General features: G+C 64.9%; 24 protein-coding genes. 16 read left to right on the top strand and 8 right to left on the bottom strand.

What is annotated here, in order from left to right:
• Window positions 1-5: 5 nt before the first annotated feature.
• Window positions 6-1,049 (bottom strand): heat-inducible transcriptional repressor HrcA, encoded by a 1,044-nt coding sequence (gene hrcA, locus HT578_RS01535; protein ID WP_213501742.1) that lies wholly within the window; start codon window positions 1,047-1,049, stop codon window positions 6-8.
• 84 nt (window positions 1,050-1,133) lie between these two features.
• On the opposite strand from hrcA, the gene rph reads away from it, so the two are divergent.
• From rph to HT578_RS01515, 4 genes are read left to right on the top strand one after another with little or no spacing between them, the layout of a single operon-like run.
• Complete coding sequence (rph, locus tag HT578_RS01530) at window positions 1,134-1,850, top strand: ribonuclease PH (RefSeq protein ID WP_039393750.1); 717 nt, start codon at window positions 1,134-1,136, stop codon at window positions 1,848-1,850.
• Window positions 1,851-1,874: 24 nt separating this feature from the next.
• A complete protein-coding gene (rdgB, locus tag HT578_RS01525) occupies window positions 1,875-2,504 on the top strand; it encodes an RdgB/HAM1 family non-canonical purine NTP pyrophosphatase (protein ID WP_213501740.1) in 630 nt (209 codons plus the stop codon).
• A gap of 12 nt (window positions 2,505-2,516) precedes the next feature.
• Window positions 2,517-3,668: a radical SAM family heme chaperone HemW gene (gene hemW / locus HT578_RS01520; protein WP_213501738.1), complete on the top strand. Its 1,152-nt coding sequence runs from the start codon at window positions 2,517-2,519 to the stop codon at window positions 3,666-3,668.
• Window positions 3,665-4,579 (top strand): tyrosine recombinase XerC, encoded by a 915-nt coding sequence (locus tag HT578_RS01515; RefSeq protein ID WP_213501736.1) that lies wholly within the window; start codon window positions 3,665-3,667, stop codon window positions 4,577-4,579. The genes hemW and HT578_RS01515 overlap by 4 nt, the downstream gene beginning before the upstream one ends.
• Here the strand turns inward: HT578_RS01515 and HT578_RS01510 are convergent.
• Window positions 4,576-5,178, bottom strand: a complete 603-nt coding sequence (locus HT578_RS01510) for a DedA family protein (protein WP_213501734.1) — start codon at window positions 5,176-5,178, stop codon at window positions 4,576-4,578. The genes HT578_RS01515 and HT578_RS01510 overlap by 4 nt on opposite strands.
• 52 nt (window positions 5,179-5,230) lie before the next feature.
• Window positions 5,231-6,217 (bottom strand): glutathione synthase, encoded by a 987-nt coding sequence (gene gshB, locus HT578_RS01505; protein ID WP_213501732.1) that lies wholly within the window; start codon window positions 6,215-6,217, stop codon window positions 5,231-5,233.
• A 109-nt stretch (window positions 6,218-6,326) separates the two neighbouring features.
• On the opposite strand from gshB, the gene HT578_RS01500 reads away from it, so the two are divergent.
• Complete coding sequence (locus HT578_RS01500) at window positions 6,327-6,536, top strand: hypothetical protein (RefSeq protein WP_039393759.1); 210 nt, start codon at window positions 6,327-6,329, stop codon at window positions 6,534-6,536.
• Between the two features lie 35 nt (window positions 6,537-6,571).
• On the opposite strand, the gene HT578_RS01495 is transcribed toward HT578_RS01500, so the two are convergent.
• Both HT578_RS01495 and rsmI read right to left on the bottom strand, forming a co-directional pair.
• On the bottom strand, window positions 6,572-6,934 hold the full coding sequence (locus HT578_RS01495; protein ID WP_213501731.1) for a YraN family protein: 363 nt from the start codon (window positions 6,932-6,934) through the stop codon (window positions 6,572-6,574).
• Window positions 6,931-7,758 (bottom strand): 16S rRNA (cytidine(1402)-2'-O)-methyltransferase, encoded by an 828-nt coding sequence (gene rsmI / locus HT578_RS01490; protein WP_213501729.1) that lies wholly within the window; start codon window positions 7,756-7,758, stop codon window positions 6,931-6,933. The genes HT578_RS01495 and rsmI overlap by 4 nt, the downstream gene beginning before the upstream one ends.
• Window positions 7,759-7,797: 39 nt before the next feature.
• On the opposite strand from rsmI, the gene HT578_RS01485 reads away from it, so the two are divergent.
• From HT578_RS01485 to HT578_RS01475, 3 genes are all read left to right on the top strand, one after another.
• A complete protein-coding gene (locus HT578_RS01485; protein ID WP_213501727.1) occupies window positions 7,798-8,967 on the top strand; it encodes a penicillin-binding protein activator in 1,170 nt (389 codons plus the stop codon).
• Between the two features lie 91 nt (window positions 8,968-9,058).
• Window positions 9,059-11,071, top strand: coding sequence for a DNA topoisomerase IV subunit B (gene parE / locus HT578_RS01480; RefSeq protein WP_213501725.1), 2,013 nt, complete (start codon window positions 9,059-9,061; stop codon window positions 11,069-11,071).
• A 394-nt stretch (window positions 11,072-11,465) separates the two neighbouring features.
• On the top strand, window positions 11,466-12,185 hold the full coding sequence (locus HT578_RS01475; RefSeq protein ID WP_213501723.1) for a hypothetical protein: 720 nt from the start codon (window positions 11,466-11,468) through the stop codon (window positions 12,183-12,185).
• A gap of 9 nt (window positions 12,186-12,194) precedes the next feature.
• Here HT578_RS01475 and HT578_RS01470 read toward each other — a convergent pair whose 3' ends face one another.
• Window positions 12,195-12,920: an NYN domain-containing protein gene (locus HT578_RS01470; protein ID WP_039393770.1), complete on the bottom strand. Its 726-nt coding sequence runs from the start codon at window positions 12,918-12,920 to the stop codon at window positions 12,195-12,197.
• Between the two features lie 175 nt (window positions 12,921-13,095).
• Between HT578_RS01470 and HT578_RS01465 the strand changes: the two genes are divergently transcribed.
• The 5 genes from HT578_RS01465 to ygiD are packed head-to-tail and all read left to right on the top strand — an operon-like array spanning window position 13,096 to window position 17,313.
• Window positions 13,096-13,941, top strand: a complete 846-nt coding sequence (locus HT578_RS01465) for an AAA family ATPase (protein WP_039393771.1) — start codon at window positions 13,096-13,098, stop codon at window positions 13,939-13,941.
• Window positions 13,938-14,369, top strand: a complete 432-nt coding sequence (locus tag HT578_RS01460; RefSeq protein ID WP_213501721.1) for a GFA family protein — start codon at window positions 13,938-13,940, stop codon at window positions 14,367-14,369. The genes HT578_RS01465 and HT578_RS01460 overlap by 4 nt, the downstream gene beginning before the upstream one ends.
• Before the next feature lie 4 nt (window positions 14,370-14,373).
• Window positions 14,374-15,252, top strand: a complete 879-nt coding sequence (locus HT578_RS01455; RefSeq protein WP_213501719.1) for a DUF817 domain-containing protein — start codon at window positions 14,374-14,376, stop codon at window positions 15,250-15,252.
• Window positions 15,243-16,421: a vWA domain-containing protein gene (locus HT578_RS01450; RefSeq protein WP_213501717.1), complete on the top strand. Its 1,179-nt coding sequence runs from the start codon at window positions 15,243-15,245 to the stop codon at window positions 16,419-16,421. Before HT578_RS01455 ends, HT578_RS01450 begins: the two co-directional genes overlap by 10 nt.
• A 25-nt stretch (window positions 16,422-16,446) precedes the next feature.
• Window positions 16,447-17,313 carry a 4,5-DOPA-extradiol-dioxygenase gene (gene ygiD / locus HT578_RS01445; RefSeq protein WP_213501715.1) on the top strand — a complete coding sequence of 289 codons (867 nt, stop codon included), beginning with the start codon at window positions 16,447-16,449 and terminating at the stop codon, window positions 17,311-17,313.
• A 37-nt stretch (window positions 17,314-17,350) separates the two neighbouring features.
• Here the strand turns inward: ygiD and HT578_RS01440 are convergent, their stop codons facing one another.
• Together HT578_RS01440 and HT578_RS01435 are read right to left on the bottom strand one after the other, a co-directional pair.
• Complete coding sequence (locus HT578_RS01440) at window positions 17,351-18,568, bottom strand: exo-beta-N-acetylmuramidase NamZ family protein (RefSeq protein ID WP_213501713.1); 1,218 nt, start codon at window positions 18,566-18,568, stop codon at window positions 17,351-17,353.
• The gene (locus tag HT578_RS01435) at window positions 18,565-19,110 is read right to left on the bottom strand and encodes a DOMON-like domain-containing protein (RefSeq protein WP_213501711.1); all 546 of its coding nucleotides are present in this window, start codon (window positions 19,108-19,110) and stop codon (window positions 18,565-18,567) included. The genes HT578_RS01440 and HT578_RS01435 overlap by 4 nt, the downstream gene beginning before the upstream one ends.
• Before the next feature lie 133 nt (window positions 19,111-19,243).
• Between HT578_RS01435 and tyrS the strand changes: the two genes are divergently transcribed.
• The 3 genes from tyrS (at window position 19,244) to HT578_RS01420 (ending at window position 23,261) form a co-directional block, all read left to right on the top strand.
• Entirely contained in the window at window positions 19,244-20,476 is a 1,233-nt protein-coding gene (gene tyrS / locus HT578_RS01430; RefSeq protein ID WP_213501709.1) for a tyrosine--tRNA ligase, read from the top strand.
• A 108-nt stretch (window positions 20,477-20,584) separates the two neighbouring features.
• A complete protein-coding gene (locus HT578_RS01425) occupies window positions 20,585-20,923 on the top strand; it encodes a PilZ domain-containing protein (RefSeq protein WP_039393781.1) in 339 nt (112 codons plus the stop codon).
• 121 nt (window positions 20,924-21,044) lie between these two features.
• The gene (locus tag HT578_RS01420) at window positions 21,045-23,261 is read left to right on the top strand and encodes a TonB-dependent receptor (RefSeq protein WP_213501707.1); all 2,217 of its coding nucleotides are present in this window, start codon (window positions 21,045-21,047) and stop codon (window positions 23,259-23,261) included.
• Window positions 23,262-23,292: the final 31 nt, after the last annotated feature.

The following is a 23,292-nucleotide window of genomic DNA, read 5'->3' as shown; positions in this document are numbered from 1 at the left end:
TCCAGCTATCCGATAAGCTTGCCCAGACTTCGGGCAGTGAAGTCCACCATGGGGACGACCCGCGCGTAATTCAACCGCGTCGGACCGATAACCCCCACCACGCCGACCACCTTGCCGTCGCGATCACGATAGGGCGAGGCGATCACCGAGGACCCGGAAAGCGCAAAGAGGCGATTTTCCGAGCCGATGAAGATGCGGGTCGAGCGCGCTTCACGCGCACTTTCCAGCAGTTCGGCAACCGACTGCTTGTTTTCAAGGTCATCGAGGAGCGAGCGGACACGCTCCAGGTCCGAAAGCGTGCTTTCGTCGAGGAGGTTTGCCTGCCCGCGCACGATCAGAACCGGACGCTCCAGCGCGTCCTCGCTCCACACCGCGATCCCGCGCTCGACCAGTTCGCGGCTCGCCGCATCCAGTTCCGCCTTCCCCGAGGTGATCTCGGCCTGCATCAGCCGTGTCGCCTCCCCGAAGGTGCGCCCCTTCAGATGCGCACTGATGAAGTTGGAGGCCTGCTCCAGGCTGCCCTGCGTCAGGTCGTCGGGAAGGTCCACCACGCGGTTCTCGACCGCGCCATCGTCCCCGACAACGACCGCCAGCGCCCGGCCTGGCGCCAGCGGCACGAGTTGCAAGTGGCTGAGGCGCGGCTCACGGCGCGGAACCATCACCAAGCCTGCACTCGACGTCAGGTTGGAGAGAAGCGAGCTCGTTGCCTCCAGCGCCGCCTCGATGGGCCCAGGCGCCGAAAGCCCGCGCTCGATCGCCTGGCGCTCCTCGATGCTGGGCTCGGCCATCTGCATGATGCCATCGACGAACAGCCGCAGGCCGGCTTCGGTCGGCAAGCGTCCCGCGCTCGTGTGCGGCGCGGCCAGAAGGCCCAGTGATTCAAGGTCTGCAAGGACCGAGCGGATCGAGGCGGGCGAGAGATTGACGCCCCCGGCCCCGGCCAGCGCCTTGGAGCCGACCGGGGTTCCGGTATCGAGATAGCCCTCCACGACAAGGCGGAAGATCTCGCGGGCGCGGGTGGTCAGTTCGGTGATGGGCGGTGTGGGCATGATGCGTGACAATTTAGCCTCTGCTCTTGCAGCCTCAAGCCCAATGCGCGTAGGGGCGGCTCGAAAATAGAGAAAGGCAAATCCATGCGTCCTTCCGGCCGTGCATCCGACGAGATGCGCACCATCGACATCCAGACCGGTTTCACCAAGCACGCCGAGGGCTCCGTGCTGATTTCCTTCGGCGACACCCGCGTGCTGGTCACCGCTTCGGTCGAGGAAAAGGTCCCGCCGTTCCTGCGCGGCAAGGGTGAAGGCTGGGTCACGGGCGAATATTCGATGCTGCCGCGCGCCACGCACACCCGTGGCAGCCGCGAAGCCGCCAAGGGCAAGCAGTCGGGCCGCACGCAGGAAATCCAGCGCCTGATCGGCCGCTCCTTGCGCGCCGTCGTCGACATGAAGAAGCTGGGTGAGCGTCAGATTGTGCTCGACTGCGACGTGCTCCAGGCCGACGGCGGCACCCGCACCGCCTCGATCTCGGGTGCCTGGGTGGCGCTGCGCCTTGCCGTCGACAAGCTGATGGCCGAAGGCAAGATCAAGGAAGATCCCATCGAGGGCCGTGTCGCCGCTATTTCCTGCGGCATCTGCGAGGGCACCCCGGTGCTGGATCTGGACTACATCGAGGACAGCTCGGCCGATGCCGATGCCAACTTCGTCCTGATCGAAGGTGGCAAGATCGCCGAAGTCCAGGCCACCGCCGAAGGCGCGACGTATGACGAGGAAGGCCTCCTGCGCCTGCTGCGCCTCGCCAAGATCGGCTGCGACCAGATCTTCGCCGCACAGGCCAAGGCCGTCGGCAAGTAAACTAGAGGCACGAGGAGGGATCCCATGACCCGCAAGCTCCAGGGCGGAAAGCTCGTCATTGCCACGCACAATGCGGGCAAGCTGAAGGAAATCGGCGCCCTCCTCGCGCCCTATGGCCTTGAATGCGTCTCGGCGGGCCAGCTTGGCCTGCCCGAGCCGGAAGAGACCGGCACGACCTTTGCCGAGAACGCGCTCATCAAGGCGCACGCGGCGGCCAAGGCCGCGCAGCTTCCGGCACTTTCGGATGACAGCGGCCTCTCGGTCACCGCGCTCGATGGACGTCCCGGCGTCTACACCGCGGACTGGGCCGAGCGGCAGTGGTTTGAAGGCGAACCGGGGCGCGACTGGTTCATGGCGATGGGTAAGGTCGAGGGCCTGCTCGCCGAAAAGGGCCCCGATGCCGACCGCTCCTGCTGGTTCTCCTGCACGCTCGCGATTGCCTGGCCCGATGGCGAGGAAGTGGTCTACGAAGGCCGCGTCAATGGCACCTTCTCCTGGCCTCCGCGCGGCCGTGTCGGCTTCGGCTATGACCCGGTGTTCGTGCCCGAGGGCAAGACCGTGACCTTCGCCGAGATGGAACCGGCCGACAAGCAGGCGATGAGCCACCGCGCCGATGCCTTTGCCAAGCTGGTCGCGGAGCAGTTCGGCAGCTAAGCTGGGCCGATCATGGCGCGCGCACTCTACATCCACTGGCCGTTCTGCCTCGCAAAGTGCCCTTATTGCGACTTCAACAGCCATGTCCGCGACCGCGTGGACAATGACGCGATGGAAGCCGCGATGCTGGCCGACATGCGCCACGAACATGCCCTTGCCGGTCGCGAGCCGCTTCATTCCATATTCTTTGGCGGCGGCACGCCCTCGCTGATGCCCCCTGCCCTTGTCGAGCGGCTGCTGCGCGAGGCGCAGGATCTCTGGGGCTTTGCCCCGGACATCGAGATCACGCTGGAGGGCAACCCCTCCTCGATCGAGGCGGCGAACTACGCCGCGCTTGCCAGTTGCGGGATCAACCGTGTGTCGCTCGGCCTCCAGGCGCTCGACAACGAAACGTTGCGCTTCCTGGGGCGCCTCCACGATGTCTCGGAGGGCTTGAAGGCGCTCGAAGTCGCGCAGGCCCAGTTTGCCCGGGTGAGCTTCGACCTGATCTACGCGCGCCCCGGCCAGTCCCTAGAGCAGTGGGACGCTGAGTTGGCACGTGCGCTTGGCTTTGGCACCGGGCACCTCTCGCTCTACCAGCTCACCATCGAGCCGGGCACGAAGTTCGAGACGATGGTCCGCAAGGGCGATTTCACGCCGCTGGACGAAGACGCCTGCGCCGACATGTTCGCCCTTACGCGGGAGCGTACGGCAGCGGCAGGCCTTCCCGCTTACGAGATCAGCAACCACGCCCGCCCGGGCGAGGAAAGTCGCCACAACCTCACCTATTGGCGGTATGAGGATTATTGCGGGATCGGCCCCGGCGCGCACGGCCGGCGCGCGAACGCCGCGACGGTCCGCCACCGCAAGCCGGAAAACTGGCTCAACGCCTTTGCTAGCTCCGACCATGGCATCGTCGAGGAGCGCGCACTTGCGGTGCCCGAACAGGCCTCCGAAGCCATGTTGATGGGCCTGCGCCTGCGCGAAGGGATCGACCTTGCCCATCTCGCCCAGCGTTTCGGCCTTCCGGCCAGCGCCTTGTGCCATGCCGACAAGGCCACGTTCTACGAACGGCAGGGGCTCGTGTGGCAGGACGGCAGCCGGATGGGCGTGACAGAGGCGGGCATGCCACTCCTCGACGGGCTCCTCGCCGAGATCGTTCCCGAAGACCTGGTGGCGGTGTGACCCGCGCCGATGTGCTTGAGGCCTGGGGAAACCACCTCGTCCAGGCCCGTCGCCGCAGCCCCCACACGACCCGCGCCTATCTCGCGACTGCTGCGCGGCTCCTCGATTTTCTGGGCAAGGACATTACCGCAGGCGTGACCTGGGCCGAGCTTGCCCGGTGCACCAGCGAGGACCTGCGCCGTCATCTTGCCGCGCGCCGCGCCGGGGGCATCGGCAACGCCTCGGCCGCGCGCGAACTTTCCGCGCTCAAGGCTTTCCTGACTTTCGCGCGTCAGCAGGCAGGTGACGCCATGGCCGCCCCGCCCCGGGTACGCGGCCCGCGCGTGAAGAAAGGCATCCCCCGCCCGGTCACGCCCGACGAGGCGGTGAGCCTTGCCGCCATGGCCGATGAACTGGCTTCGGACGACTGGATCGGCGCGCGCGACCGCGCGGTTCTCGTCCTGCTCTATGGCTCGGGCCTGCGCATCTCCGAAGCGCTGTCGCTGACAGGTTCCGTGATGCCGCTCGGCGACCGCCTTGTCGTGCTCGGCAAGGGCAACAAGGAGCGCGTCGTACCCATCCTTCCCATCGTGCGCGCGGCCATCGAGGACTATCTTGCCAGATGTCCCTGGCCGATTTCAGCCGATACCGCGCTGTTTCGCGGCGCGAAGGGCGGAGCGCTTTCGCAGGGCATGGTGCAAAAGGCGATGGCGCGTGCGCGCACGGTCCTGGGTCTACCGCAGACGGCCACGCCCCACGCCCTGCGCCACAGCTTTGCCACGCATCTGCTGGGTGCAGGCGCGGACCTGCGCTCGCTGCAGGAATTGCTGGGCCACGCCTCGCTTGGCTCGACGCAGATCTACACACAGGTCGATGCCGCCACCTTGCTGGACGTTTACCGCAACGCCCACCCGCGTGAGAACGAGAGCTAGGAGCGCCCTCGCCGCCAGGTAACGATCCGCCAGACGTACCACACCAGCGCCACTGCGATGAGCGCGAGCGCGCTCCCGCTCAGCCAGTCTTCGGCGTGCTGGAGCGTGCGGCCAAGCCAGCCCCCCCCGATGATGAGGACCACGTTCCAGGCTCCGGTACCAATGGCGGTAAAGGCCAGGAAGCGGACGTGACCCATGTGCGCAAGGCCCGCCGGGATCGAGACGACGGTGCGGAACATGGGCAGGAGCCGCAGTCCGAGCACGACCCAGTGCCCATGCCGCTTGAGAAACCGGCTCGAGCGCTCGATATCGTTCCAGTCCAGCGTCAACCAGCGGCCCCAGCGGTCGATGAACGGGTGAAGCCGCTCATAGCCCATGCGGTGCGCCCCCAGAAAGAGGACGTAGTTGCCCAAGGTTGCCCCTGCCGTCGCCCAGCAGAGCAGGGGCAGGAAGCTCATGTCCTCGCGCGCAACGGCAAGGCCGCCAAGCCCCATGATCAGCTCGGAAGGGATAGGCGGGAAGATATTCTCCAGCGCCATCAACACGAAGACGCCGAAATAGCCACCCTCACGGATGACGTCGTAGATGAGGTCGCTCACGAAGCGGTCTCCGTCCTGCCCCTCCCCCGAGAAGCGGGTTCACGAAGCGGGTTTACATCGCCGCGTGGCGGGCTTCGATGGCATCCCAGATCCGGGCGCCGGTGTCGGTGCCGTTGAACTTGTCGATGGCCACGATGCCCGTAGGCGATGTCACATTGATCTCGGTGAGCCACTTGCCCCCGATCACGTCGATGCCCACGAAAACGAGGCCGCGCGCCTTGAGTTCCGGCCCCATCGCCGCGCAGATCTCTTCCTCGGTCGCGCTGAGCGTGCAGGCTTCCGCCGAACCGCCGACAGCCAGGTTGGAGCGGAACTCGCCCTCGCCCGGCTTGCGGTTGATCGCGCCCGCAACCTCACCATCAACCAGCACGATGCGCTTGTCGCCCTCGGCGACGCCGGGAAGGAAAGGCTGGACCATGAACGGCTCGACCCAGGCGTTCTGGAACATCTCGACCAGCGCGCCAAGGTTGCTGCCGTCTTCGGGCACGCGGAAGATCGCCTTGCCACCATTACCGTGCAGCGGTTTGACGACGAGATCGCCAGGAAGACCCTTGTCGACCATCTGCGCCTGGAAGCGCTTCACGTCCTCGATCCGGCGCGCGATGAAGGTCGGCGGCATGAAGCGCGCATAGTCGAGTACGAAGACCTTTTCCGGCGCGTTGCGCACCGAAGCCGGATCATTGACGACGAGGGTCTGGCCCTCGAGCCGTTCGAGCAGGTGCGTGGCGGTGATGTAGCCCAGGTCAAAGGGCGGGTCCTGGCGCATCAGCACCACGTCGATGTCCTTGACGAGGTCGATCAGGCGGTATTCGCCGCGCACATAGTGGGCTCCCTCCACACGCTGCACAGTGATCGGCGCCCCCCAGCAGGTGAGCTTTCCGGCCGCGCCCTCATTGGTATCGTAAGCGAGCGTACGCACGTCATAGTGGAACAACTCGTGCCCGCGCGCCTGCGCGCTCAACATCAGTGCGAACGAGGAATCGCCCGCGATGTTGACGCTTTCGATCGGGTCCATCTGTACGGCAATGCGCAAGGTCATAGTATCGAGTCCTGAGGGTTCCTACCGGGAGGCCGCTTAAAGCGAATCATGGGGCAACGCGAGTAGTTATCGCTGCGAAGCAACAGACTTCTTGGGAGTTTCGGAGCACATGAACAAGACCACCCTGACCCTTCTCGCCAGCCTTTTCGCGGTTTCGGGCCTTGCGCCTCTCGCCGTGGCCGCCGAGCCCGACCATCATGAAGAAGGCCACAAGGACGAGGGCCACCACGAGGAAGCCGACAAGGGCGACCACCACGAGGAAGGTCATCACGAAGGCGAAAAGGGCGAGCATCACGAAGAGCCCAAGCCCCACTTCTGACACGAGCCCCCCGCCAGCCCGCGTGACCGCTGCCTTCAGGATCCCGGCATCCAGGCATTCTCGATCACGCGCGGCCAGCATCCCGGCGACAGCAACAGGACATCGATCCGCACGCTGTCGCCGGGCTTTTCGTATCGACTTGCCACCAGGGTCACCGCATCGGCCACCCGGCGCAGCCGCCAGGCGTCAATCGCATGATCGAGATCGGCTCTGTTCCGGCGCCACTTGACCTCGACGAAGCACAAGGTCCGCCCGCGCCGCACCACCAGGTCGATTTCCCCACGCCGGGTCTTCACCCGGCGGGCGATCACGCGCCATCCCTTCAGACGCAGATACCAGGCCGCCCAGGCTTCGCCGCGCCGTCCATCGCGCTCCGCCTGCTCGCGGCGGGCGCTCACCGCAGTTCCAGGGCCCGCGCGTAGAGCGTCTTGCGATCCAGTCCGGTCGCCTTGGCCACCTTGGCGGCGGCCTGCGAGGCCTTCGACACCTCAAGCTCGGAGCGTAGCAGCGCATCGACGTCGAGCGCCTCGTCCGGCGCGTCGGAAGGCGGTGCGATCATCAGCACGATCTCACCCTTGGGAGGATGGGCCGCATAGTGCGCGGCGATGTCTTCTGGCCGACCGGTCCGGCATTCCTCGAACTTCTTGGTCAATTCGCGCGCGACCGAAACTTCGCGTCCGGGCAGGTGTGTCGCAATCGCCGTCAGCGCCGCATCAAGGCGCGGTGCCGTTTCATAGAAGATGAGCGTCGCGCGGACCGCGCCCAGCTCGGCCAGCACATCCTCGCGCGCCTTGGCCTTGTTGGGCAGGAATCCTGCGAACAGAAAGCGGTCGTTCGGCAGGCCGGACAGCGTCATTCCGACCACCGCCGCACTCGGCCCCGGAAGGCTCGTTACCGCGATGCCGCGCTCACGCGCCTCGCGAACGAGACGATAGCCGGGATCGGAAATGAGCGGGGTTCCTGCATCGCTGACAAGCGCCACGGGGTGCTCGGCCATCAGCGCGAGCAACCGTTCGCGGTCGCCCTCACCCGCGTGATCGTCGTAGCGGATGAGCCGGGTCTTGAAGCCCAGGTGGTGCATCAACTTGCCCGTCACGCGCGTATCCTCGCACGCAACCGCCTCCACGCCCCGCAGCACGTCGACAGCACGCATCGTGATATCGCCAAGGTTGCCAATCGGGGTTGCCACTATATAGAGGCCGGGATCTAAAGAATGTTCCATCGCGGGACTCATGCCCAAGCACTACGGGAGCGGCAAGCAATGTTCGACATGCGCCTGAAAAGTTTCACCAATCGGCGCAACCTGCTTGCCGCAGCGGCGATGACGCTGGTCGCTGGCTGCAGCGTCGTTCCCAAGACCACGGCGCCCGACCTTCCGCCCGAACCCGAGCCTACCCAGAGCACGATTCCGACCGATACCGCGCACCACCGCGTGGCTCTGCTGGTCCCCACGAGCGGGACAAACGCCGAGGTCGGCCAGTCGATCGCGAACGCGGCTACCATGGCCCTCCTCGACACCAATGCCTCGAACCTGCGCATCACGACCTACGACACCGCGAGCGACCCCTCGGGCGCCACGCGCCGCGCCCTGTCCGATGGCAACCAGCTGATCCTGGGGCCGCTTCTTTCGGACAATATTGTCTCGGTCAACAATGTGGCGCGACCGGCAGGCGTGCCGCTCATCTCGTTCTCGAACGATGAAAAGATGGCCTCGGACAATGTCTTCGTCATGGGCAACCTGCCCGGCCAGTCGGTCACCCGCACCGTTGAGTACGCCCACTCCAAGGGCATCTCGGCTTTCGCCGCACTGATCCCGCGCGGCGACTATGGCGAGCGCACCAGCTCGGCTCTCATGTCGGCGGTGCGCGCCAACGGCGGCGCCGTCATCGCCATGGAATCCTACGAACGCTCGCCCACCTCGATCCGGGCCGCGGCCGAGCGTATCCAGGCCAAGAAGGGCTATGGCGCCCTCCTCATCGCCGACAGCGGAAGCCTTTCGGCCCAGGCCGCCACGACCTTCAAGGCGGGCGACGACACCGGTTCGGTCCGTGTTCTGGGCACCGAGCTGTGGGGCGGGGAAAAGCGCCTTGCCACCACCCCCGCGCTGCAGGGCGCCTGGTTCGCGACCGTTTCCGACCAGCGCTTCTCGCAGTTTGCCTCCAGCTACAAGAGCCGCTTCGGCGCACAGCCCTATCGCATCGCGACGCTGGGCTACGATGCGGTGCTCCTGACGCTGCGCGTAGCGCGCGACTGGAAGCAGGGTTCGAAGTTCCCGACCACCAGCCTCGTTTCGGCCGACGGATTCCTCGGCCTCGACGGGCCGTTCCGCTTCGGCAAGGGCGGTGTCGTCGAGCGCGCTCTGGAAGTGCGCGAGGTCAGCTCGGGTTCGGTCCGTGTTGTAAGCCCCGCCCCGACCCGCTTCGACAAGTAAACCCGCCGGTTTCGCCGACTTGCGCCACAATGGCGGAAAAAGCGGCGATGGCCGCTTGATTGCGGAACAAAACGGGCCCTATACACCGGGCATGTCCGATAACCTGTTCGAGAACATGCCCGGCGCGGGCAGCGGTGAAACCTACGATGGCTCGGCGATCGAGGTCCTGGAGGGGCTTGAGCCGGTCCGCCGGCGCCCCGGCATGTACATCGGCGGTACCGACGAACGTGCCTTGCATCACCTCGCGGCCGAAGTCCTCGACAACGCGATGGACGAAGCGGTCGCTGGCCACGCCAACCGCATCGAGGTCACTCTCGACGAGGAACCCGGCACCGCAGGACGGATCACCATCACCGACAACGGCCGCGGTATCCCGGTCGATGAACATCCCAAATATCCCGGCAAGTCCGCGCTGGAGGTGATCCTCTCGACGCTGCACTCGGGCGGTAAGTTCTCGGGCAAGGCCTACGCCACGTCGGGCGGCCTGCATGGCGTCGGCATCTCGGTCGTCAACGCTCTGTCGATCAAGACCCGGGTCGAGGTCGCGCGCAACAAGGAACTCTACGCACAGGAGTTTGCCAAGGGCCAGACGCTTGGGCCCATCCAGAAGATCGGCGCGGCGCCCAACCGGCGCGGCACCGCCGTCACCTTCACCCCCGACACCGAGATCTTCGGCGAGTTGAAGTTCAAGCCTGCGCGCCTGTTCAAGCTGGTGCGGTCCAAGGCCTACCTCTTCGCCGGCGTCGAAATCCGCTGGAAGTGCGCGCCCGCACTTGCCTCGGAAGACGTGCCCGCCGAAGCCACCTTCCAGTTCCCGGGCGGTCTTGCCGATCACCTGGCCGAACAGATCAAGGGGCGTTCGTGCGTCACCGCCGAGTTCTTTTCCGGTTCGCAGGACTTCCCGGAGAACGATGCGGGGCAGGAACAGGGCCGCGTGGAATGGGCAATTGCCTGGCCGCTCTATTCGGACGGCGCCTATTCCTGGTACTGCAACACCATTCCCACACCCGATGGAGGCACCCACGAACAGGGTCTGCGCGCCGCGCTCACCAAGGGAATCCGCGCCTTTGCCGAACTGATCGGCGAAAAGAAGAAGGCCAAGGACATCACGCCCGACGACGTGGTGACCGGGTCGGAGATCATGCTCTCGGTCTTCATTCGCGATCCCCAGTTCCAGAGCCAGACCAAGGACCGCCTCACCAGCACCGAGGCGAGCCGCCTGGTCGAAAACGCCGTACGCGACCACTTCGACCTGTTCCTCTCGCACAACCTCGACCGTGGCAAGGCGCTGCTCGGAGCCATCCTGGAGCGCGTGGAAGAACGCCTGCGCCGCAAGGCCGAGCGCGAGGTCAAGCGCAAGACCGCGACCAACGCCAAGAAGGTGCGCTTGCCCGGCAAGCTGACCGACTGTTCGGGCGAAGGCGAAGGCGATACCGAGCTCTTCATCGTCGAAGGTGACAGCGCCGGCGGTTCGGCCAAGCAGGCGCGTGACCGCAAGACGCAGGCCATCCTGCCGATCCGCGGCAAGATCCTCAACGTGGCATCTGCGAGCGCCGACAAGATCCGCGCCAATCAGGAAATTGCCGATCTCATGCTCGCCATGGGCTGCGGCGTGCGCAAGGACTGCAATGCGGACAACCTGCGCTACGACCGCATCATCATCATGACCGACGCAGACGTGGACGGCGCGCACATCGCCACCCTCCTGATGACGTTCTTCTTCCAGGAAATGCCCGAGATCGTGCGGCGCGGGCACCTCTACTTGGCCCAGCCGCCGCTCTACCGCCTGACCCATGGTTCGAAGTCGGCCTACGCGCGCGATGATGAGCACCGCGCCGAACTCGAAGCCACTGTCTTCAAGGGCAAGAAGGTCGAGGTTGGTCGTTTCAAGGGCCTTGGCGAGATGAACCCGCAGCAGCTTCGCGAGACGACCATGGCGCCGGCCAGCCGCTCGCTGGTGCGCATCACCCTGCCCGCCGAGTACGAGGACCGCGCCGTGGTCAAGGACCTTGTGGACCGCCTCATGGGCCGCAATCCCGAGCACCGCTTCCAGTTCATCCAGAACCGCGCAGGCGACGTCGACCGCGACCTGATCGACGCCTGATTTTTGCGCTTCGACGGCAGAAAACAGTAGAATTTAAAGGGCACTCGCGCCTTGCCCGCCTCGTCTGCAAATTTGCCTCTCGCGCAAAAGGGAGCGTGCGCAAGATGAGCTCGACAGTATTGGGAGCCCGAGGGCGATGGCCCTCGGAAGTTTCCTTCCAGTTGCATTTCTCCCTTTGACGGATCTTCGTGGCTCCGCCCACGAAACATGAAAACGATTGTTAGGCCGCCGCCGAGTGGGTGCGACCTGCCTGGTGACGTGCTATCCTTGCCATCTGGCCCCCGTTGCGTCGGAGGTGTTCATGGCGTTTGCACGACACATTCTGAGCCTTGCTCTGGCCCTCGCCCTGTCCGCGTGCAATCAAACCGCGACGGATGGGGCCACGAGCAGTTCCATGGCGAGTGACGTCCCCGAGGAAGCCTTGATGGTTCCTGCCGATCCGGGCGAGACGGCTTTTTGCGACGTGGCGGGGCGGCGCATGAGGCTGGAAGACTGCGCCGACCTCACCAGCGCCATGGAGCAGGCACGGCAAGGCACCGCCGCCTTCAACGTGCCCGAGGAACTGATGCGGGACGAGACGGTGAACATCCGCCTGTCGATCGGGTTTCCTGCAGAAACACGGGCTGACGAGCTCGAAGAGAACATGGCCCTCCGCCCACGCACGCCGCAGGAAGAACTCGCAGGCCAGCCCGGTACCATCGAGACGTACACCCCCATCGTCGGGAGGATCATGCGCGCCGAACTCACGGGCGATGGGTTTCGCATAGAGCCGATGAACCCGGCCGAGCAAACCGTCAGCGACAGGTCTGCAACGACCTGGGAATGGGCGGTTACGCCCTTGCGGCATGGTGCCCAGGAGCTTGCCTTGCGCACCGTCGTGATGGGTGTGACGGCGGACGGGACGCGCTATGCGCTCCTACCGACAATGCACATCGAGCAGGTCCGCATCGAACGGACCGCATGGCAAGCGACGATGGATACCTTTCGCGACCTGCCCGAGGTGTTCAAGGTCCTTACTGCCGTGCTGACGGGAGCCACCGCTCTCCTTGCCGCCTTCTGGGCTTTCCGCAAGGCGCTGCGAAAGCCCAGGGATGATCCCGGAAAGAAGTCCTGATCGTGAGCGTCAGCGCATGCGCTTGACGAAGACCCCGTTCGCGCGCTGTTCGATGGCGAACTGCGGCAGGCTCTGCACCAGTTCAGACAGGCGTGAGAAGCCGTAACTGCGCGCGTCGAAGCTGGACCTGTTGGCCGCCCGCTGGCCGACTTCGGACAGGCTCGCAAAGCCTTCATCGTCGCGCTTGCTGGCCTTCCACGCATCGCCGAGCAATTCGACCAGAGCATCTTCGACCTGCGGCTTGGCGACGGCAAGTTCGGGATCCGAAGCCTTGGCATCCTGCTCTGCATTCAAGGCGCCAAGGTCGATGAAGCGCGTGCAGGCCTCGCGGAACGCCTCGGGCGTGCGGTCCGTCCCAAAGCCATAGACCGGCGTGCCGTTCTGCCGGATGCGAATGGCAAGCGGCATGAAATCGCTGTCGCTGGTCATGAGCCCGAACCCGTCGACATGCCCCCCATAGAGCAGGTCCATCGCGTCGATGGTCATCTTCATGTCCGTGGCGTTCTTGCCCTTGGTCACATCGAATTGCTGCTGGGGTTCGAGTGCATAGCGATGGACGAGTTCGGACCAGCCCTTGAGCCCGGGCTTGCTCCAGTTGCCGTAGATGCGCCGGATGTTCACGGTTCCAAGGTCACCCAGGATCGTGAGCGCACTCTCCAGCGTCGACGGCGATGCGTTATCGCCATCGATCAGGAGGGCGATATTGCGGCTGCGGCTATTGGGGCGATGGGCCACGCGTGTTCCTCATTCGTTGTGCGGCCTCTTGCAAAGCCTGCTTTTCTTTTGTTCACAATACCTCGAAGCGCCTCGGGTTGCACGCGCGCCGCTCTCGGCTCCCCCTCTTGCCAAGCCCTTGTGCAACGCACAAACTGTCCGCACGAAATCAAGGCAAGGGAATTGAGGGCAGCCGATGCAGCGTTTTGAAGGTACGAGCAATTACGTCGCGACGGATGACCTCAAGGTCGCGGTCAATGCCGCGGTGCTCCTGCGCCGGCCCCTTCTGGTGAAAGGAGAGCCGGGCACCGGCAAGACGGTTCTGGCCGAACAGATCGCGGCAGCGCTCGATGCCCCGCTCATCACGTGGAACGTGAAATCCACGACCAAGGCCCATCAGGGCCTCTATGAGTATGACGCCGTGGCACGGCTGCGCGATGGACAACTGGGTGACGAACGGGTCCACGACATCGCCAACTACATCCGCAAGGGCAAGCTGTGGGAGGCTTTCACCAGCGAGCGCCTGCCGGTCCTCCTCATCGACGAGATCGACAAGGCCGACATCGAGTTCCCCAACGACCTTCTGGCCGAACTCGACCGCATGGCCTTCGATGTCTACGAGACGGGTGAGCACGTGGCCGCGCGGGAGCGCCCGATCGTCGTCATCACCTCGAACAACGAGAAGGACCTGCCCGACGCCTTCCTGCGCCGCTGCTTCTTCCACTACATCAAGTTTCCCGAGCGCGAGACGATGGAAGCCATCATCGACGTGCACTTCCCCGACATCCAGAAGATCCTCGTGCGCCGGGCGATGGAGATCTTCTATGAACTGCGCGAGGTTCCCGGCCTCAAGAAGAAGCCCTCGACCAGTGAATTGCTCGACTGGCTCAAGCTCCTGATGAACGAGGACATGCCTCTGGACGTCCTGCAGTCGCAGGACAAGGGCAAGGCCATCCCGCCCCTGCACGGTGCACTTCTCAAGAACGAGCAGGACGTGATGCTTTTCGAAAGGCTCGCCTTCATGGCGCGGCGCGGCGAATGAGCGCGCCCTATCATGGCTCGTGCAACTGCGGCGCGGTGACGCTGACGATTGCCAGTGAACCGCTTTGGGTGCGCCAGTGCTGGTGCCGCCAGTGCCAGAAGGCCGCGGCAGGCAACGCCACCTGCAACGGCCTCTTTCGGACGGAAGGTATGACAGTCGACGGCACCGTCACCTGGCGTGGATACACGGCGGCGAGCGGCAACACGGTCGAGCACGGTTTCTGCCCCACCTGCGGAAGCCAGCTCTTTGGCCGCAATCCGAGCCGAGAAGGCGCACAGGTGGTGCGCCTTGGCGCACTGGACGACGCCCAGAACCTCAAGGTCAACGCCATCATCTGGACGAGCGAGGCACCTGACTGGGCCTATTTCGATCCCAAGGTCGAGCACTGGTCCGCCCAGCCTCCAGGGCCGGCGGCAAAATTCGCCTGAACGGATGGACGCGCCCTCTTCCCATACCCGTTTCGCAGCACTCCGCACGCGACTGGAAGCCTTCGCACCGCCTGGTCCCTTGGCCTGGGCGTACGAATTCCTGCTGTTTGGCTTCAAGCAGGCGTGGGCCTGCCTGTTCGGCGGGCTGCTCCTGGCGCTCCTTCTGGCTACACACCTGTTCTATCCTGCAGACGCGGGCTTGGCTCGTTACGATTTCCTGACCCTGTCGGCGCTGGCTATTCAGATCGCCCTTCTCGTGCTGCGTCTGGAAACCTGGGACGAGGCCAAGGTCATCCTCGCCTTCCACGTTGTCGGGACAGTAATGGAACTGTTCAAGACAGCCGCCGGCTCATGGGTCTACCCCGAGCCCAGCGTTCTGCGCATAGCCGGTGTCCCGCTCTTTTCGGGTTTCATGTATGCGGCTGTGGGGAGCTATATCGCGCGGGTCTGGCGCATCTTCGACTTTCGCTTCACCGCCTACCCCTCCCGCGCACTCAGCGCCGCGCTGGCCGTGGCCATCTACATCAATTTCTTCGCGCACCACTGGCTACCCGACCTGCGCCTTGCGCTATTCGCAGCGCTTGCTCTGCTCTTCGCCCGGACCCGCATATGGTTTCGCCCCTGGCGCACCGAGCGATGGATGCCGCTTCTTCTGGGCTGGTTGCTGGTGGCGCTGTTCATCTGGTTTGCCGAGAATCTTGCAACCTTCTCACGCGCCTGGATCTATCCCGATCAGCGCGATGGCTGGGCACTGGTCCACCCATCCAAACTCGGCGCGTGGTATCTCCTCATGTATATTTCCTTCGTCCTCGTCGCGGCGGTGCATCGCCCCCGCCCGCGCACGGTCCCTCCGGCAAAGGGGAGCCTTGCTTCGTGTTCCTGAACTTCATCGACGAGCTGCGCGCGGCCGGAATTTCCGCGTCCCTCAAGGAACATCTCGTCCTCCTCGAAGCGCTCGAGCGCGAGGTCATCGAGCAGACGCCTGAGGCGTTCTACTATCTGAGCCGTGCGACTTTCGTGAAGGATGAAGGGCTTATCGATCGCTTCGACCAGGTCTTCCAGAAGGTCTTCAAGGGCATCTTTACAGATTACGGCCAACAGCCGGTCGACATTCCGGAGGAGTGGCTCAAGCGCCTTGCGGAGCGGTATTTCAGCCCCGAGGAAATGGAGCGCGTCCAATCGCTGGGCGACTGGGACGAGATCATGGAGACGCTCAAGAAGCGCCTGGAGGAGCAGAAGGAGCGCCACCAGGGCGGCAGCAAGTGGATCGGGACCGGCGGAACCTCGCCCTTCGGGCACTCGGGCTACAATCCCGAAGGCGTGCGGATCGGCGGCACCAGCCAGCACAAGCGCGCGATCAAGGTCTGGGAAAAGCGCGAGTTCGCCAACCTCGACAGCACCAAGGAACTGGGCACGCGCACGATGAAGGTGGCGCTGCGCCGCCTGCGCCGCTTTGCCCGCGAAGGCGCGGCCGAGGAGCTTGATCTCGACGCCACGATCCGGGGCACGGCCAGGCAGGGCTGGCTGGATATCCGCATGCGCCCGGAACGCCACAACGCGGTCAAGGTTCTGCTCTTCCTCGACGTCGGCGGGTCGATGGATCCCTTCATCGAGATGATGGAGGACCTCTTCAGCGCCGCCACCAGCGAATTCAAGAACATGGAGTTCTTCTACTTCCACAACTGCCTCTACGAAGGCGTGTGGAAGGACAACCGCCGGCGCTGGTCGCAGCGCATTCCGACCTGGGATATCCTCCATAAGTACGGGCACGACTACAAGGTGATCTTCGTGGGCGATGCCGCGATGAGCCCTTACGAGGTCAGCTATCCGGGTGGCTCGGTCGAGCACATGAACGAGGAGCCCGGCTCGACCTGGATGCGCCGGGTTGTCCAGACCTATCCAGCCACCGTCTGGCTCAACCCGGTGCCCGAGCGCCAATGGGGCTACACCCCCTCCACCCAGATGCTGCGCGAACTGGTGAGCGGCGCGATGTTCCCGCTGACGCTGGGCGGGCTCGACGAGGCCATGCGCACCCTCACCCGCAAGAAATGAGCCTGCGCAAAAGCTCATAGGGGGTATGCAAGAGCGCTGGATTGATCGCAAGCGCGACTGGGACCATCTTGCAGGCATGACACACGCACAGCCTGCCTTCTTCATCGGTCACGGTTCGCCCATGACCATGATCACCGACAACCCGGAACGTCGCTTTCTTGAAGCGCTGGGTCCCCTGCTCGAACGTCCCAAGGCCATCCTGACGATCACGGCGCACTGGGAGAGCCAGGGAACAACGCGCATTTCTGAAGGTGAATTTCCCCGTACAATCCATGACTTCCGTGGATTTCCTCAGGAACTTTACGATATGCAGTATCCCGCGCCACTTGCGGCCGAGCTGCATGACAAAGTACTTGAACTGGCGGGCGACATCCCCGTGCGCGGCGACGCCAGCTGGGGCTTCGACCATGGCGTCTGGGGCGTCCTGCGCCCGCTCTTCCCCGCGGCCGACATTCCCGTCCTTGCGATGAGCGTGAACCATTCGCTCTCGCCCGAACAGCACCTGGAACTCGCACGCCGTCTGGCCCCCCTGCGCCGCGACGGCGTGATGATCGTGGGCAGTGGCAATGTCGTCCACAACCTGCGCCTCTACCACGCCACCCACGGTACGAAGCCCGACTGGGCGACCGCCTTCCAGGACCGCATCAACGCCGCCGTGATCGCGAACGACCACGCCGCGCTGACGCAGTTCGCCCGCGACGACCAGGCCGCGGCGAACGCGATCAACTCGGGTGAGCATTACCTGCCGCTGCTCTATGCGGTCGGTGCAAGGCTGCCCGAGGACGAAGTCGGCGTGTTCAACGACAGCATCGACGGCGCGCTTTCGATGACCTCGTACATGCTCGGTAACCCGAGTGTCCTGAACGAGGTAGCTGCGCCCGCCGCTGCCTGATCGCCCAGCCCTAGCGGGCTGGGCCGATCGCGCCCAGTCACGCTAGGGCATAGTCCCGGTAGAGCAGCAGGTCGGCCACCTCGGCGTGCCAGGCCTGCTCGTCCGCCGAGGCCAGCGCGTCGAGATCGCCCGGCACCGCGGCCGGATCATCGACCCACTCGCGCAGCGCCGGACCGCCATTGATGACGTCGATCGCGAGCCGGTCGAATTCGTACTCGTAGGGAAAATCGCGCCAGAGCGGATAGTCCGGATAGAGATTGCGGATGGCCTTGAAGGCCAGCGCCTGAAGCCGCCACGGCTTGAACGCGCCGTGATCATAGAACGCGCCTTCCGCGTGGACCATGAGCGCGCTGCACAAGGTGCCCTGGTGCTTGTGGAAGGTCGGCTCGAACCAGCATTCGCGAAGAGCGCAGCCTTCAAGCCAGTGCGGCGCGACACGCTCCATCTCGGCCAGGATCGCCTTGGCATCGAGATCGGGCGCGCCGAACAGCACCTCGAGCGGGCGCGTGGTGCCGCGCCCTTCCGAAACCGTCGCGCCCTCGATCATCACCGTGCCCGCATAGGCGCGCGCCATGTTGACGCTGGCGGCATTGGGGCTGGGGTTGATCCAGATGCGATCCTCGGGCCAGCCGTAGCCCGGCCCGTGCGAGGGGCGCCAATCCTCCATCGCGACAACCTTGTAGTCGACATCGAGACGATAGTGGCGCTTGAACCAGAAGCCCATCTCACCCAGCGTCAGGCCGTGGCGCATGGGCATGGGACCTGCGCCCACGAAGCTCTCCTGCCCCGGGATCAGCTTCGTCCCCTCGACCGGGCGACCCGCGGGGTTGGGCCGGTCGAGGACCCAGACCGACTTGCCCTGCGCCGCGGCCGCTTCCAGCAGGTACAGGAGCGTCGTGCAGAAGGTGTAGATGCGGCAGCCCAGGTCCTGGAGATCGAACAGGAAGACATCGGCCGTATCCATCATCGCCGCGCTGGGGCGTCGCACCTCGCCGTAGAGGCTGAAGACAGGGATGCCGTACACGGGATCGCGCTCGTCCGCGCTCTCCACCATGTTGTCCTGCTTGTCGCCCTTCAGGCCGTGCTGGGGCCCGAAGGCCGAGGTCACGTTGATGCCGGCCGCGATCAGCGCGTCGAGCGAATGGACAAGATCGGCCGTGAGCGAGGCGGGATGCGCAACGAGGGCCACGCGCTTGCCCTCGAGGGGTTCGCGCAGTTCAGGGTCTGCAAGGAGACGATCGATACCGAATTTCATGCCGCTTGCGGTGCCGCAACTGCCAGCGTGAAGCAAGCCGGATCATGGAAATCAGGCGCTTCACCGGCGTGGGTCAGCGCCCAGTAGCTCTTGTGGCCACCCTCCTCCTCGATCACGGCACTGATGCCGCAACGCCAGGGCATCGCCGGCAGTGCGGCGCGGGGAATGGCCGCATCGAAGATCGCCATCGTCTCGCCCACGCGCATCGTGCACACCGGCTCGCGCGGCGCCGGACGCTCGGTCATACCTTCACGGCGCGCGGTGAAGTCATAGGCCGCCCAGCGCTCGGAGGGCGAAAGATTGAACTCCGCGTAAGCTTCCCCATCCGGATCGGCGACGAAGAGTTCAAAGCAGGTCCTCTGCCAGAGGTTGTCCGCCCGCCCCTTGCCCGCGAAGGGTGGGACAACAAGGTCCTGCGCACCATCGATACGCCAGCGCAGCCGCACCCAGTCGGCTTCCGGCGTCAAGCGTCCGGTCACGGCTTCGACCCTGTGCGCGGGCGTGGCGGGATGACAGGCCAGCGTAAATGTCTGCGGTCGCATGGGTTTGGCGCTCCTTGTTGCACGAGCCGTCCTAGACCGGGCTGGAGGCGAGGTCGAGACGGCATGGAAGCGTTGGCGTCCGCCCGCCACACTCTTGCCTCGCGCGCAAGCTGTGGCTAAGCGCACTTCCACTATGACCCAGTACAAATCGGACCTTCTTCGCCTGCTCGACGAGCGCGGCTACATCCACCAGATGACCGACGCCGGGAGCCTCGATGCCCTCGCCGCCAAAGAGGTCGTACCGGGTTATGTGGGCTTCGATGCTACCGCCTCCTCGCTCCACGTCGGCAACCTCGTATCGATCATGCTGCTGCGCCGCCTGCAGCAGGCCGGGCACAAGCCGATCGTCCTGATGGGCGGCGGCACCACCCGCATCGGCGATCCGACCGGCAAGGACGAAGTGCGCAAGATGCTCTCGGACGACAAGATCGAGAGCAACATCGCCTCGATCCGCACCGCCTTCGAGCGCTTCCTGACCTTCGGTGATGGGCCGACCGACGCGGTGATGGTCAACAACCACGACTGGCTCGGCCAGCTCGGGTACATCGAGATGCTGCAGAAGGTCGGCACCCACTTCACCGTCAACCGCATGCTGAGCTTCGATTCGGTCAAGCTGCGCCTCGAGCGCGAGCAGCCGATGACCTTCCTCGAATTCAACTACATGATCCTGCAGGGCTACGATTTCCGTCACCTCTCGCAAGGGATGGGCGTGCGCCTGCAGATGGGCGGTTCGGACCAGTGGGGCAACATCGTCAACGGCGTCGAGCTCTCGCGCCGGATGGACGGCACCGAGGTGTTTGGCCTGACCACCCCGCTCATCACCAAGGCCGACGGCACCAAGATGGGCAAGTCGGTCTCGGGCGCCGTGTGGCTCAACGAAGACATGCTCCCCGCCTACGATTACTGGCAGTTCTGGCGCAATTGCGATGACCGCGACGTGGGCAAGTTCCTGCGCCTGTTCACCGACCTTCCGCTGGACGAGATCGCTCGCCTCGAAGCACTCGAGGGCGGCGCGATCAACGATGCCAAGGTGATCCTCGCCAACGAAGCGACCAAGCTGTGCCGCGGCCAAGATGCAGCCAAGGCGGCCGAGGCGACGGCCGCTCAGACCTTTGCAGGCGGTGGCCTGGGCGAAGATCTGCCGACCCTGGACGTTGGCTCGGATGGCATCCGCCTCAACGCGGCCTGCACCGCGCTCGGCTTCACAGGCTCCAACGGCGAGGCCAAGCGCAAGGTCGCCGAAGGTGCGGTGCGCCTTGACGATGCGGTGATGGATGATCCCGGCTTCCTCATCGAGGTGCCCGCCGGAACGTCGATCAAGCTCAGCGTGGGCAAGAAGAAGCACGGCATCCTGAAGGCTATCTAACGCGACTAACGGCAAATTTCCGCCGCGGTGCCTGCCAGTCTTAACGCATTGTTTGCCATTTGAAGCCAATAGTGCGTCACTGGTCCCCACAAACAAAGGCAGGCAGCCATGAGTGCAGGAGCACAGCTCACTGTAACCGACAAGCGGCGCGCAGCGCGCCACCCGGTCGACTACAAGGTGATTGCCGAGCATCGCCAGCAGGGTGACGTGCATCTGCACATCGTCAACATCTCTGCACAGGGGTTCATGGCCCAGGGTGACCTGGGTCTTGAGCGCGGGGAACGTCTGGTCATGCGCCTGCCCGTCATCGGACGGATCGAGGCGCACCAGATCTGGGCCCACGAAGGGCGCGCCGGTTTCCAGTTTGAGCGGATCATCCGCATCGATGACTTCCTGAAGCTCGTGGACGAACTCCAGCCCAACCCGCGTCTGCGCCCGCGCCGTTGAGAAGGCGACGAAGCGCACCCATTCTCAAACGCTTAAGCTTGGACACATGGTGATTGTAACAAATTGTTTCTGGACGCCACTCACACTTGTTACAGTATAACATCACAAGTAGCGGAGCGGGATGAGCACGCACCCGTTCCGATTCGCATTCGCGCCCCGCGCGATGTCCGCCTCTCTTTTCGCCCTCGCCTGCGCCCTCCCCCAGGTTGCCCTTGCCGAAACCCCGGACGATCCGGCGCAGGCAGGCGCCGACACTGGGGCCACCGCGCCGCACGGCAAGGTCCACGAGGAGACCCCGAAGGAAATTCTCGTTGTCGGCCATCCCCCGACGGATTTCGGCCTGCTCGCCGCGACGGCGAGCATCGGCGGCGATGAACTTGTCGCGGCCGACCGCGCGCAGATCGGTGACATTCTCGATGGCCTCCCGGGTGTCGCCTCGACCAGCTTTGCGCCCGGCGCCTCGCGCCCGATCCTGCGCGGCTTCAGCGGGGACCGCATCCGCGTGATGACCGACGGCCTGGGCTCGCTCGACGCTTCGAACGTCTCGGTCGACCACGCGGTCGTGTTCGACGCGCTCACCGTCGATCACATCGACGTCTTCCACGGCCCCTCGGTCCTGCTTTACGGCGGCAACGCTATCGGCGGCGCGGTCAACGCCATCGACACCCGCATTCCGCGCCAGGTGCCCGAGCGCATCACCGCGACGGGCATGGGCAGCTACGGCACCGCCGCTGACGAGCGCATGCTGAGCGGCAAGATCGACATGCCACTCGGCGACCGTTTCGTGGCCCATGTCGACGGCTCTTGGCGCAAGAGCGATGACCTGCGCATCGGCGGCAATCTCTATTCACCGGCCCTGCGTCACGAAATGGAGCAGGCGGCCGAGCACCTCGCCGAGGAAGGCGAGACCGACGAGGCGAATGAACTTCTCGCCGATGCAGGCCGCCGGGGCCGTGCGCCCAACACCGCCGCGCGCACCTACACCATCGGCGCGGGCCTCGCCTTCATCGATGCAGGCGGCAGCCTGGGCATTTCCTACCAGCGCTACGATTCGCGCTACGGCATCCCCGCCCGCCCCGCCTTTGAGGACCCGCACGGGCACGAAGAGGATGGCCATGACGATCACGACGATCACGAGGAAGAAGGTCACCATCACGACCACGGCGAAGAGCCGGTCACCATCGACCTTGTCCAGAACCGCTTCGACCTGCGCGGCGAGCTGATCCTGGGCGGCCTGTTCCAGAGCCTCCAGCTGCGTGGCGGCTACTCCGACTACACCCACACCGAATACGAAGGCACCGAGACCGGCACGATCTTCGACAGCCAGGCCATCGAGACCCGTGCCGACCTCGTCCAGGCCGACCGTGGTGGCTGGCGCGGACGCAGCGGTGCGCAGTACTTCTGGCGCAAGATGAACGTGAATGGCCCCGAAGCGGTCGTTCCCGACTACCAGATCGAGCGCTTTGGCCTCTTCACGCTGCAGTCGCTGGCGCTGGGCTCGGGCTTCACCGTCGATGGTTCGGGCCGCTACGAAAGCTCGCACGTCTCCTCCCGCTCGATGGACTTCGACAAGCAGTACCACCTGTGGTCGGGCGCTGCGGGCGTGAGCTGGAAGTCGGGCACGGGCCTGACGCTGGGCGCGAACTTCATCCACGGCGAACGCGCGCCCTCGCCCGAGGAATTGCTGAGCGATGGCATCCATGTCGCCACGCAAGCCTACGAGCTGGGGGACAGCACGCTCGGCACCGAGCGCAGCAATGGCGGCGAAGCGTTCATTCGCTACACCAGCCCGCGCTTCGAGCTGTCGCTGACCGGCTACATCACCGACTTCGACAACTACATCGCCTCGGTCGCGACCGGCGGTGAGGAAGACGGGCAGCCGATCTACCAGTACGCCGAGGCCGGCGCCCTGTTCAAGGGCTTCGAGGCCCAGGCCAGCTTCCAGGCCGCGCAGTGGAGCGGCGGCCAGTGGAGCATCGATGCGACCTCGGACTACACCCATGCCAAGCTTGACGACATCGGCCCGGCCCCGCGCATTCCCCCGCTGCGCCTGCGTGGTGGCAGCGACTTGACCTTCGGCGACCTGCACCTTCGCGGCGAAGTGGAATGGAACGCCAAGCAGGACCGCGTCGGGACTTACGAGAACGCGACCGACGACTTCACCCTCGTCAACCTGCGGGCCGATTGGCACCCCATGGGCGAGGAGGGTCCGGTCACGCTGATGCTGGCGGCCAACAACCTGTTCGACGTCATCGGACGCCGTTCGGCCTCCTACACCAGCGATTTCATGCCCATTTCCGGGCGTGACGTGCGCATCACGGCAAAGATCACCTATTGATGATAAAACGCTGCATGGCTTGGCAATTCCC

It is taken from the genome of Novosphingobium decolorationis, from assembly GCF_018417475.1.
In the GTDB taxonomy this organism is placed as follows: Bacteria; Pseudomonadota; Alphaproteobacteria; order Sphingomonadales; family Sphingomonadaceae; genus Novosphingobium; species Novosphingobium decolorationis.
The sequence above is the reverse complement of the archived record's forward strand: the minus strand, read 5'-3'. Positions and strand labels throughout refer to the sequence as shown.